The organism is Massilia aurea (assembly GCF_014200505.1).
GTDB lineage: Bacteria > Pseudomonadota > Gammaproteobacteria > Burkholderiales > Burkholderiaceae_D > Telluria > Telluria aurea_B.
In genome coordinates this window covers 1,982,611-1,994,319 of record NZ_JACHBX010000001.1, presented here as the reverse complement: position 1 = coordinate 1,994,319, position 11,709 = coordinate 1,982,611, and the positions used below count along the sequence as shown (strand labels likewise).

General features: G+C 67.9%; 7 protein-coding genes. 4 read left to right on the top strand and 3 right to left on the bottom strand.

Going from position 1 to position 11,709, the window contains the following annotated elements:
* Window positions 1-80: 80 nt before the first annotated feature.
* The 3 genes from HD842_RS08760 to HD842_RS08750 form a co-directional block, all read right to left on the bottom strand.
* The gene (locus HD842_RS08760) at window positions 81-1,736 is read right to left on the bottom strand and encodes a Na+/H+ antiporter (RefSeq protein ID WP_183553182.1); all 1,656 of its coding nucleotides are present in this window, start codon (window positions 1,734-1,736) and stop codon (window positions 81-83) included.
* Between the two features lie 63 nt (window positions 1,737-1,799).
* On the bottom strand, window positions 1,800-4,118 hold the full coding sequence (locus HD842_RS08755) for a putative bifunctional diguanylate cyclase/phosphodiesterase (protein ID WP_183553181.1): 2,319 nt from the start codon (window positions 4,116-4,118) through the stop codon (window positions 1,800-1,802).
* Between the two features lie 166 nt (window positions 4,119-4,284).
* On the bottom strand, window positions 4,285-6,513 hold the full coding sequence (locus HD842_RS08750) for a hybrid sensor histidine kinase/response regulator (RefSeq protein ID WP_183553180.1): 2,229 nt from the start codon (window positions 6,511-6,513) through the stop codon (window positions 4,285-4,287).
* A 249-nt stretch (window positions 6,514-6,762) separates the two neighbouring features.
* On the opposite strand from HD842_RS08750, the gene HD842_RS08745 reads away from it, so the two are divergent.
* The 4 genes from HD842_RS08745 to HD842_RS08730 are packed head-to-tail and all read left to right on the top strand — an operon-like array spanning window position 6,763 to window position 11,553.
* A complete protein-coding gene (locus HD842_RS08745; protein ID WP_183553179.1) occupies window positions 6,763-9,093 on the top strand; it encodes a bifunctional salicylyl-CoA 5-hydroxylase/oxidoreductase in 2,331 nt (776 codons plus the stop codon).
* Window positions 9,094-9,133: 40 nt separating this feature from the next.
* Window positions 9,134-9,973, top strand: coding sequence for an enoyl-CoA hydratase family protein (locus tag HD842_RS08740; RefSeq protein WP_183553176.1), 840 nt, complete (start codon window positions 9,134-9,136; stop codon window positions 9,971-9,973).
* Window positions 9,973-11,160, top strand: a complete 1,188-nt coding sequence (locus HD842_RS08735; RefSeq protein ID WP_229424637.1) for an acyl-CoA dehydrogenase family protein — start codon at window positions 9,973-9,975, stop codon at window positions 11,158-11,160. The genes HD842_RS08740 and HD842_RS08735 overlap by 1 nt, the downstream gene beginning before the upstream one ends.
* Window positions 11,161-11,553 carry a RidA family protein gene (locus HD842_RS08730; protein ID WP_183553172.1) on the top strand — a complete coding sequence of 131 codons (393 nt, stop codon included), beginning with the start codon at window positions 11,161-11,163 and terminating at the stop codon, window positions 11,551-11,553.
* The last annotated feature ends 156 nt before the right edge of the window (window positions 11,554-11,709 follow it).

Here is an 11,709-nt window from a genome sequence, read left to right as displayed (position 1 = left end):
CGCATCGATGCTACGCCCGGGCACAGGCCCGCACTGTTCGCAAGATAACGGAGTGCGGAACAGGCAGGTACACCGCCGGTTCAGCGATAGCGCGCCTCGACCAGGTCGATCTCGCGCAGCAGCTTGCGCGCGACTTCGTCCGACAGGGTGTTGTTGCGCGCCATGCGCAGCAGGACGGCGCGTTCGTGCTCCAGCGCCGCCAGGCGGTAATGACGCTCGGCGTCTTCCGCGGCGCGCGCTTGCGCCGGACCGACGTCGCCCCCGCCGCCGCCAATCCCGCCATCCAGGCGATATTGGTACAGGCTGCGCACCTGGTCGATCGCGCTGGCATGCATCTCGACCGCGCCTTGCGCATCACAGCCTGAGGTGGGCGGCGGTGGCGGTGCATTCGCGATGGCTTCGAGTGCGGCCAGCGCGGCGGCGTGGCGCGCGTTTGCTTCTTCGCTGTCATGCGCCGAATCGTGCGGTAGTTCGAGGCCGCGCAGCACGCGCGGCAGGCCGACACTGGCCAGCACCAGCGAGACGACGATCACGGCGCTGGCCAGGAAAATGACCAGATCGCGGCCCGGGAACGGCGCGCCACCGGGCATCGCCAGCGGCAGCGTGAGCACGCCGGCCAGCGTGATCGCACCGCGTACGCCGGCCAGCGACGTGGCCAGGATCAGGCGCGGGTTGGGGCGGTATTCCGGCAGCTTCTGGCGTCGTGCGTTCAGCAGCGTCAGGCGCAGCGAAACCCAGACCCAGACGAAGCGCAGCAGGATCAGGCCAAAACTGATGGCCAGTGCGTTGGTGACCAGCCACCAGACATCGTTCGCACGTGGCAGTTCAGGTGCGACCAGGGCTGCTTCGAGAATATCGGGAAGCTGCTCGCCCAGCAGCACGAACATGATGCCGTTGAGCGCGAACTGCACCGTGTCCCACACCACCGCGCGCCGCACGCGCGTCGTGGCTGCGGCGCGTCCGCTCAATTCAACGTAGCTCATCGTCACGCCGGCCGCGACTGCCGCCAGGATGCCCGAGGCGCCCAGATGCTCGGCTGCCAGATAGGCGCCGAACGGCAGCAGCAGGTTGATCAGGATCGGCGAGCCGCTTTCTTCGCCGATGCGCGCGGCCAGCTGGCGCTGGGCCCAGCTCACGCTCACCGTGATGCCCGCGCCAATGGCCACGCCCGCCAGCGCGACCCACAGGAACGTCAGCGTGGCTTCGCCCAGCGAGAAGGTGCCGGTGAGGGCGGCTGCCACGGCGAAGCGGAAGCACACCAGGCCACTGGCGTCGTTCAGCAGCGATTCGCCCTCGAGGATGTGCATCAGGCGCGGCGGGATCGGCACGCGCGCGGCGATCGACGACACCGCGACCGGATCGGTGGGCGCCAGGATCGCGGCGAGGGCGAAGCACACGGCCAGCGGCAGCGACGGAATCAGCCAGTGGATCAGGAAGCCCGCGCCCAATACCGTAAACAGCACCAGGCCGAGGGCCAGTTCGAGGATCGTGGAGCGGTCGCGAAACAGCCCGACCTTGGGGATGCGCCAGCCGTCGAGAAACAGCAGCGGCGGCAGGAACACGAGGAAGAAGATATGCGGTTCGAGCCGCACCCCATGGCCGGTGCTGCCGGCAATGGCCGCGCCGAGCGCGATCTGCATCAGCGGCAGCGGCACCGCGAACGGCAGCATGCGCACCAGGTAGCCGCTGGCTACCACCGCCAGCAGCATGGCCAGCACGATTCCCACTTCATCCATCAACATCTCCCTGTTCAGGACAAGATGATAAGGGATCGGCGCCGCCCGTGGCGACGCTGTTGGTCAGGCGGCGGACAAACTGGCCTGGGGCGCAGCCTGCAGTTCAGCCAGCAGCGCCTCGAGCGGCATCGGCCGGTGGAACAGGTAACCCTGCATGCACGCGTTGCCGTGCGCGGCCAGGTACTCGGCCTGGGCCGACGTCTCGACGCCTTCGGCCACGACGCGCAGGCCCAGGTGACTGGCCATCGCCAGGATCGACTGCACGATGGCGGTACCGTTCTTGTCGTGCGGGGTGTCGCGGATGAAGCTCTTGTCGATCTTCAGTTCGTACAGCGGCATCCGGGTCAGGTACGACAGGCTCGAATAGCCGGTGCCGAAATCGTCGATCGAGATGCGGATCCCGAGTGCGGCCAGTGCATGCATCCGCTCGATGGTCTGGTCGAGGCGATCGATCAGCAAGCCTTCGGTGATTTCGAAGATCAGCTGCCCGGGCGGCACGCCCGTCTCGTGCAGGATTGCTTCGACCCGCGTGACGAAGTCGTGCTGGCGGAACTGCATCGGGCTGACGTTGACCGACAGCGGGAAGCGGTGGCCGGCGCGGTCCAGCACGTGCCAGGCGAGGCACGCTTCGCGCAGCACCCAGTCGCCCAGCGCCACGATCAGGCCACTCGATTCGGCCACCGGGATGAACACGTCGGGCGGCACGCTGCTGCCGTCCTTGCGGCGCCAGCGCATCAGCAGTTCGGCGCCGCTCGGCATGCGGGCGCCATCGACCTGCAGCTGCAGGTGCAGCGACAGCTCGCCGTTGTCGAGCGCCTGGCCCAGGTCGCGCTCGAGCGTCAGGCGGCCTTCGGCATCGGACAGCATGCCCGGTTCGAACAGCGCCACACCATTGCGGCCGCGCGACTTCGCGTGGTACATCGCGGTGTCGGCTTCGCGCAGCAGGTCGTGCACCGTGTGCTGCGCGTTGCCGGGTGCGGTGAGCGCGACGCCGATGCTGCTGGTGGCGTAGTAACGCTGGGCGTCGATAACGATCTTGTCGGCGAGCGCTGCCCGGATCCGCTCGGCCACGGCCAGCGCGCGGTCGGTGGCCCGGTCCGCATGCTGTCCCAGCGCGTCGAGCAGGACGACAAATTCATCCCCGCCCAGGCGTGCCACGCAGCCGTCGTCGCCCGTCATCGCCACCAGGCGATCGGCCACGTTCTTGAGCAGCTGGTCGCCGATGGCATGGCCGCGTGCGTCGTTGACGGTCTTGAAGTTGTCGATGTCGACGTACAGCACGGCAGCCATCGACCCGTTCGTGCGGGCGCCGGCCACCGCCACATCGAGCCGCTCCATCAGCAGGCGCCGGTTCGGCAGGCCGGTCAGCACGTCGTAGAACGCAAGGCGGTGGATCGCGTCGGCGGCGTTGCGCCGCTCGGTCACGTCGCGGCTGACAATCAGCCAGTGTGTGATCGCACCGCTGTCGCCGGAGAACGGCACCATCTCGGCCTCTACCCAGTACGGCGTGCCGTGTTTCGTGTACAGCACCATTTCGGCACTGGCGGCTTCCTTGTGCATCACGGCCGTGATGACGCGCCGGACGGTCTCCTGGTCGGTGTCGGGCCCTTCGAGCATGCGCACGCTGCGCCCGATGATTTCTTCGCGCGCGTAACCCGTGTGGCGCAGCAGGGCGTCGTTGGCAAAAATGATCGGCTGCTCGGCGCCGGGCACGTCGACCATCCGCGCGATCATGACCATGTCGTTCAGGCGCGCGACCGCGGCCGACGTCAGGCGCAGCTCGTCGTTGACAGCGTGCAGGCGCAACTGGCCCGCTTCGAGTCCGGCGGCGGCCGTGCGCGCTTCGAGAAGTGACCGGTCCAGCCCCTTGAGCAGGGTGCCGCTGGTGATCGTGATCAAGGCACCGACGCAGCAGAAGTTGATGACGACGACGACCGCCGAGGCCAGGCCATTCTGTTCCAGGCCAGGCACATACAGGTGCACCTTGCCGGCCAGGCCCAGCAGCAGCACGCAGGCGGCGCCCAGGGCCAGGCCGATAAGCGCCTGGCGCATGCCAAGCAGGACGACGGCCAGTGCGGGCAGGGCCGTCATGTAGACCAGGCCAACCGGCCCTACCGCAAACAGCAGGCCGACGGACACCAGGAACAGCATGGCAATGAAGTTGAGAACGCGGACCGTGTGCGCGACGCGGTCGAGTCGCCAGATGGCCAGCAGCCATGCCATCGCCACCGCATCCATGACGATGACCGGCCATTTGCCTTTGCTGATCAGCAGCGGGATGCTGGGCAGGGCGGCAACGAATCCCAGCGCGACGACGATCGGCAGGATGGTGGTAAAGACCTTGATGCGCCACTGCGCGATGTCATCTGGAGGAATTGGCATGAAGCATCCTGTTCGGCACGCCGCACGGAATTTCTCCGGAGCATAGTAAATTTTATTGCAGCAAATTCTATGCAGGTGTAATGATACCTGTCACGCAATATTTTCAGCTCTGTTGTGCCAATGAAACGACCCCGCCCGAAAGGGCGGTTCAGTCACGGGACCGGCTTCATTGAGGACTCGCCTGCGCCAGCAGGTCGCCTAGTTGCAGCGTGTTGAGTGGCTTGACCAGATAGTGGTCGAACCCTGCCTGGCGCGCCTGTTCGCGGTCTTGCTGGCGGCCATAGCCGGTCGCCGCGATGAGCGTCGCGTTCTCCATGTCGGGCAAGGCGCGCAGGCGCCGCGCCAGCTCGTTGCCGTCGATATCGGGCAGCCCTATGTCGAGCAGGCAGACCTGCGGCTTGAACACGGCAGCGACATCGATCGCATCCAGCGCGCAATACACCATTTCCACCGTGTGGCCGCTCGCACGCAAGAACAGGCTCAGCGTGTGGGCGGCATCGAGATTGTCATCTACCACGAGAATACGCAGGGGGCCGACGGCGCTGGCGCTGCCGGCCAGCGGCGACGCCACCGGCGCGGCCGGGGCTTCCTGCGCAAAGCACGGCAGGCGCACGGTGAACGTGCTGCCCAGGCCCGGGCCGGCGCTCATCGCGCCGACGCTGCCGCCGTGCAGTTCGACCAGGCTGCGGGCCAGCGCCAGGCCCAGGCCCAGGCCGCCCTGCGAGCGGTCCGGCGTACGCTCGGCCTGGGTGAACAGATCGAACACGCGCTCGACGAGGCGCGCATCCATCCCGATGCCATCGTCGGTCACGTCGATGACCCACGCGTCGGCCTGTTGCGCCAGATGCAGCGTGATGTGGCCGCCCTCGGGCGTGTACTTGGTTGCGTTGCCCAGCAGGTTGGCGACGACCTGCACCAGGCGCTTGTGGTCGCCCTTGACGCTGGCGGGTTCGGGCGGCATGTCCAGTACCACCTTGTGGCGGCGGGCGAGCATCAGCGGGCGAATCTGCTCGGCCGCATCGTCGACCACCTTGCGCAGGTCGAGGATCTGGGTCGACAGCGTCACCAGCCCGCGCGTCACGCGCGAGACGTCCAGCAGGTCGTCGACGAGGCTCGTCATGTGCTCGACCTGGCGCGCAATGATGGCGCAGGTCTGCGTGATCTGCGCATTGTCCGAATGGAGCAGCTTGAGCAGGTGGGCGCCGGTGCTGATCGGCGCGAGCGGATTGCGCAGTTCGTGCGCCAGCATCGCCAGGAATTCGTCCTTGCGCTGGTCGGCCGCGCGCAGTTCGCGCTCGGCCAGGCTGCGCTGGGCTTCTTTCTGCTGCAGGTGCTCGGCCATCTCGTCCAGGGCCGCGGCCAGCCGGCCGATTTCCTCGCTGTTCGAGCCGATGCCGGTGCGGGCATCGAGTTCGCCGGCGGCGATCCGGCGCGCCACCGTCATCAGCTTGCGCACGCGCCGGACAATCAGCTTGTCGCCCGCCAGCCAGGCCGCCAGCAGCGCCAGGATGGTTGTCAGGCCCAGGCCGAGCAGCGACATCAGCTGCGCTTCGCGCGCCACGCGCGTGATGGTTTCGGTCGGCACGCCGATCGTGACCGTATAGTCGGACAGCGTCGGCGGCCCGACGCGCGCGAAGGCGTGCAGGCGCTCGACGCCATCCTCGCCCTGGATCACACGGGCGCTGTCGTGCGGGCCGCGCATCGCCGCAAACAGCGGGGCGGGTACACGCTTGCCGAACCAGCGCTCGGGATCGGGGCGGCGCGAAATCAGCTTGCCCGATGCGTCGGCCGTCTCGAGGATCGAACCGGCCGGCAGGCTGATGTCGTTGACGAAGGTGTCCAGGCCCGCCAGGTCCATTGCGGCAAACACGACCGCCACTACCTTGCCGTCGCGGTCGGTGACCGGATAGGTCAGGTTGATCGTATGGCGGCGGATCACGCGCCCGAAAATATAGTCGCCGGCGATGAAGCGGCGTTCGGCCACGGCACGTTTGAAGTGGCTGCGGTCGCCCAGGTTCACCGGATGCACCATCGGCACCGCGCTGCAACTGACGTCGCCATTGAGCTGGATGAGGCCGAAATTGACGTACAGCTCGTTGCGGTCGAGGACATTGGCGAGCAGCGCATTGCAGCCGGCCGTGTCGCCCATCAGGTCCGGCACGCTGGCCAGATCGACCAGGATCTGGCGCGCGCGGTCGATCGACTGCGCTTCATTGGCGGCGGCCAGCGCCGTCAGGCGTTTGAGGTTGTCTTCGGTCGCGCGGATCGCGGCTTCGCGCTCACGCAGGCCTCCCAGCACGGTGACGATGGCGATCGGTGTGATGGCCAGCAGCACCAGCAACATCAGCCTGCTGCGCAGGCTGTTCAGGCGAAAACGGCCGGGTGACTTGTTCATCGCCGCGGCGCCGGCTGCGGCGTGGTGGTGACGATCGAAAGCGCAATCTTGCGGGCGATGGGGAACATGTGTGGCGGACGGTTGATCGATCGGACCCGCGACAGATGGCGGGAATACAGGCATAACGTTTCCTGATTGTACTAAAAATTGGCTTATCCACAGCGAATGAGTCGCGTGTGCGCGACGCCTTGTTGACATGTCAAGCATCGGGGCAGGTAAGATAGGCCCATGTCGGTATCAGGAGAGACCATGAACATCGTCTGCGTCGGTGGCGGGCCGGCCGGTCTGTACGCCGGCCTGCTCATGAAACTGCGCGATCCGCGCCGCAGCGTCACGGTCGTCGAGCGCAACCAGCCCGGCGACACGTTCGGCTGGGGCGTCGTGTTTTCGGACCAGACGCTGGGCAATCTGGCGCTGGCCGACGCGCCCAGCGCGCGCGCCATTGAAGGCGCGTTCAACCGCTGGGATGCGATCGACGTGCAGATCGGCGGTGCCACCGTTACCTCTCATGGCCATGGTTTTTGCGGCATCGCGCGCAAGCGCCTGCTCGGCATCCTGCAGGCGCGCTGCGAAGACGCCGGCGTGGCGCTCGTGTTTGATACCGACGTGACGGACGAGGTAGCGCTGGCGCGCCGCCATGGCGCCGACCTGGTAGTGGCCGCCGACGGCGTGCACAGCGCGATCCGCACGCGCCATGCCGCCGTCTTCCGGCCTGACCTACAGGAGGGACGATGCCGCTACGTGTGGCTTGGCACCCGGCGCCGCTTCGCCGCGTTCACGTTCGCGTTCGCGCCGACCGAGCATGGCTGGTTCCAGGCGCACGCGTATCAATACGATGACCAGAATGCGACCTTCATCGTCGAGACGCTGGAGTCGACCTGGCGCGCCAGCGGCCTGGCCGACATGGACGCCGCAAGCACGCTGGCGTTTTGCGAGCGCCTGTTCGCCAATCTTCTTGGCGGCGCGCCGCTCCTGACGCAGGCCAGCCGTGGCGGCGCCGCCATGTGGCACCGCTTTGCGCGTTTGACCTGCCGCGAGTGGGTGGGTGCGCTCGACGTCGACGGCCGGCGCGTGCCGCTGGTGCTGCTGGGCGACGCCGCGCACACGGCGCATTTCTCCATCGGCTCGGGCACCAAGCTGGCGCTGGAAGACGCCATCGCGCTGGCTGCCGAACTGCCTGTCGAAACGGATGGCGACCTCAATGCCGCGCTGCTGCGCTACCAGGCAGCGCGCGTGACCGAAGTGAGCAAGCTGCAAAGCGCGGCGCGCAATTCGACCGAGTGGTTCGAGAACGTGGCGCGCTACAGCGCCATGCCGCCCGACACGTTCGCCTACTCGCTGCTCACGCGCAGCCAGCGCCTGTCGCACGAAAACCTGCGCCTGCGCGACCCCGCCTATATACAAGGCTTCGAGCGCCGCTTTGCCGTGCAGGCGGCAGCGCAGGCCGGCGAGGCCGCGCCAACGGCGCCCACGCCGCCGATGTTTACGCCACTGCGGGTGCGCGACGTGCTGCTCAAGAACCGCGTGGTCGTCTCGCCGATGGCGCAGTACGCGTGTGTCGATGGCGTGGCGGGCGACTTTCACCTGGCCCACCTCGGCGCACGCGCGCTGGGCGGGGCCGGCCTGGTGATCGCCGAGATGACCTGCGTGTCGGCCGACGCGCGCATCACGCCGCGCTGCCCGGGGCTGTACCTGCCCGAGCACACGCGGGCATGGGCCCGGATCGTCGACTTCGTCCATGCGGCGAGCGACGCGAAGATCGGCATCCAGCTAGGGCACGCAGGCGCCAAGGGCTCGACCCGGCCGATGTGGGAAGGCATCGACCAGCCGCTCGCGCAGGGCAACTGGCCGCTCGTGGCGGCGTCGCCCCAGCGATACCTGGCCGGGGTGTCGCAGGTAGCGCGCCAGGCGAGCGAGGCCGACATGGCGCAGATCGAAGCCGATTTCGTGCGCGCCACGCTGGCCGCGAGCGAGGCGGGCTTCGACTGGCTCGAACTGCATTGCGCGCACGGCTACCTGCTGTCGAGTTTCATCTCGCCGCTGACGAACCGGCGGGGCGATGACTACGGCGGCAGTCTCGAGAACCGCTGCCGCTTTCCGCTGCGCGTGTTTGCCGCCGTGCGCGCGGCCTGGCCGGCGCACCTGCCGATCAGCGTGCGCATCTCGAGTCACGACTGGGTCGACGGCGGGATCACCCCGATGGACGCCGTGGAGATCGCGCGGCTGTTTCGCGCCGCTGGCGCCGACATGATCGACTGTTCCTCGGGGCAGGTGAGCAAGGCCGAGCAACCGGTGTATGGCCGCATGTACCAGACGCCGTTTTCAGACCGCATCCGCAACGAGGCCGGCATCGCGACGATCGCCGTCGGTGGCATCAGCGAAGCCGACCACGTCAACAGCATCATCGCTGCCGGCCGCGCGGACCTGTGCGCGGTGGGGCGTGGGCACCTGGCCAATCCCGCGTGGACGCTGAACGAGGCGGCGCGCATCGGCTACACTGGCGCCGCGTGGCCACGCCAGTACGCGCCCGGCAAGCAGCAACTCGAACGCACTCTGGCGCGCGGGCGGTCAGGTACGTGACCGGTTCGTCCATTTTTCAACGCGTCCTCAGGAGCACTGCATGCATGATCTAGCGGGCAATCGAACGGGCCTGACCGACTATGCGGCGCAGCATGTCGGCTTGTCGCTGGACCCCGCGACGCGCGTGGCGACCCTGACGCTTGACCGCCCCGAGCGCAAGAACCCGCTGACGTTCGCCGCCTACGCCGAGCTGCGCGACCTGTTTCGCGCGCTGGCATATGCCGACGACGTCAAGGCGGTCGTGCTCACCGGCGCGGGCGAAAACTTCTGTTCGGGCGGCGACGTGCACGAGATCATCGGGCCGCTGACGCAACTGGACATGCCGGGCCTGCTGGCCTTCACCCGCATGACGGGCGACCTTGTGAAAGCGATGCGCGCCTGTCCGCAGCCGATCGTCGCGGCGGTGGACGGCGTGTGCGCCGGCGCCGGTGCGATCCTGGCGCTGGCTTCGGACATCCGCTATGCCACGGCGCGCAGCCGCACGGCGTTCCTGTTTACGCGCGTTGGCCTGGCCGGCTGCGACATGGGCGCCTGCGCCTTGCTGCCGCGCGTGATCGGTCAGGGCCGCGCGGCCGAACTGCTGTACACGGGCCGCTCGATGGATGGGGAGGAGGGCGAGCGCTGGGGTTTCTTCAATCGCTTGTCCGCACCAGGCGAAGTGCTCGCACAGGCGCAGGCGTTTGCCGCGCAGCTGGCCGCTGGCCCGACGTTCGCGCACGGCATGACCAAGAAGATGCTGCAGCAGGAATGGAATATGGGCGTGGACGAAGCCATCGAGGCCGAGGCGCAGGCACAGGCCATCTGCATGATGACGCAGGATTTCCAGCGCGCCTACCAGGCATTCGTGGGCAAACAGCGGCCGCAGTTCGAGGGCAATTGATGGAACCCGATGTTCTCGACTGGCCGTTTTTCGATGCGCATCACGGCGTGCTGGCGCGTGAGCTCGACGCCTGGGCCGCGGCGAACCTGGCCGACGCGCACGGAACCGATGTCGACGCCGTCTGCCGCGCGCTGGTCACAAGGCTGGGGCAGGGCGGCTGGCTGCGCCACGCCGTGGCTGGCGTCGAGCATGGCGGCGCACATGCCGCCATCGACACCCGCGCCATCTGCCTGATCCGGGAAACCCTGGCGCGCCACGCCGGGCTGGCTGATTTTGCGTTCGCGATGCAGGGCCTGGGCAGCGGCTCGATCTCGCTGTTCGGCAGCGCTGCGCAGCGCAGCACCTGGCTGCCGCGCGTGGCCGACGGCAGCGCCATTGCCGCCTTCGCGCTGTCCGAACCGGCGGCCGGCTCCGACGTCGCGGCCTTGCAGTGCGCGGCGCGCCGGGACGGCGATGCCTGGGTGCTCGATGGCGAAAAAACCTGGATCTCGAATGGCGGCATCGCCGACTTCTATGTCGTGTTCGCGCGCACGGGTGAAGTGACCGAACGCAGCGCACGGGGCATCTCGGCCTTCATCGTCGATGCAGCCACGCCAGGCCTCGAAGTCGCCGAGCGCATCGACGTGATCGCGCCGCATCCGCTGGCGCGCCTCTGCTTCAACGGTTGTCGGGTGCCAGCTGCCTGCCTGGTTGGCGGCGAAGGTGACGGCTTCAAGGTCGCGATGGCCACGCTTGACGTGTTTCGCACATCGGTGGCGGCAGCGGCGCTGGGTTTCGCGCGGCACGCCATGGCCGAAGCACTGGCGCATGCGCAGGCGCGCCCCATGTTCGGCAAGCTGCTGGCCGACTTCCAGCTGACGCAGGCCCGGCTGGCGCAGATGGCGCTGGAGATCGACGCCGCCGCGCTGCTGACCTACCGCGCGGCGTGGCTGCGCGACAGCGGCAAACGCGTGACAAAAGAAGCGGCAATGGCCAAGCTGGCCGCCACCGAATCGGCGCAGCGCGTGATCGACGGCGCGGTGCAGCTGTTTGGCGGGCAGGGCGTGCAACGGGGCCAGGTCGTCGAAGGGCTGTACCGCGAGATCCGCGCCCTGCGCATCTACGAGGGAGCCAGCGAAGTGCAGCTCCTGATCATCGCGCGCGAACTGCTCGCGCCGCAACACGCAGGCTACATGCCGGGAGATTGAATGGAATTCTTGCAACCGCCTGGCTGGCCGCGCCCGAAAGGGTATGCCAATGGCGTTGTCGCGCGTGGCCGGCAGGTGCATGTCAGCGGGATGGTCGGCTGGACGCCGGCCGGCCGGTTCGAGACGGACGATTTCGTCGGGCAATCGCGCCAGGCGCTGGCCAATATCGTGGCCGTGCTGCGCGAGGCGGGTGCCAGCCCGGAGCACATCGTGCGCATGACGTGGTATGTGCTCGACAAGCGCGAATACCTCGATGCCGGGCCGGCGCTGGGCGCAGCCTACCGCGACGTCATCGGGCGCCATTATCCGGCCATGACGGCCGTGCAGGTCGCGGGTCTGATGGAAGACCGCGCGCGGGTGGAGATTGAAGTCACGGCGATCATTCCGGATTGAGCGCGGCCCGGACGAACGAATGGCCCCGCATGGGGACCATTGGTGGTGTTCCACTTTCATGCCACGTGAATCGCGTAGGATGGGCGGCTATGCCGTCCACGCGTTCAAATCACGCCCGCTCCGAGATATGCAAGGGGGTGTTGAACGCGTGGGCGG

Excerpts from the sequence above, each read along its gene's own strand:
- HD842_RS08760 (WP_183553182.1), bottom strand. The coding sequence starts at position 1,736 with ATGGATGAAGTGGGAATCGTGCTGGCCATGCTGCTGGCGGTGGTAGCC.
- HD842_RS08755 (WP_183553181.1), bottom strand. The coding sequence starts at position 4,118 with ATGCCAATTCCTCCAGATGACATCGCGCAGTGGCGCATCAAGGTCTTT.
- HD842_RS08750 (WP_183553180.1), bottom strand. The coding sequence starts at position 6,513 with ATGAACAAGTCACCCGGCCGTTTTCGCCTGAACAGCCTGCGCAGCAGG.
- HD842_RS08745 (WP_183553179.1), top strand. The coding sequence starts at position 6,763 with ATGAACATCGTCTGCGTCGGTGGCGGGCCGGCCGGTCTGTACGCCGGC.
- HD842_RS08740 (WP_183553176.1), top strand. The coding sequence starts at position 9,134 with ATGCATGATCTAGCGGGCAATCGAACGGGCCTGACCGACTATGCGGCG.
- HD842_RS08735 (WP_229424637.1), top strand. The coding sequence starts at position 9,973 with ATGGAACCCGATGTTCTCGACTGGCCGTTTTTCGATGCGCATCACGGC.
- HD842_RS08730 (WP_183553172.1), top strand. The coding sequence starts at position 11,161 with ATGGAATTCTTGCAACCGCCTGGCTGGCCGCGCCCGAAAGGGTATGCC.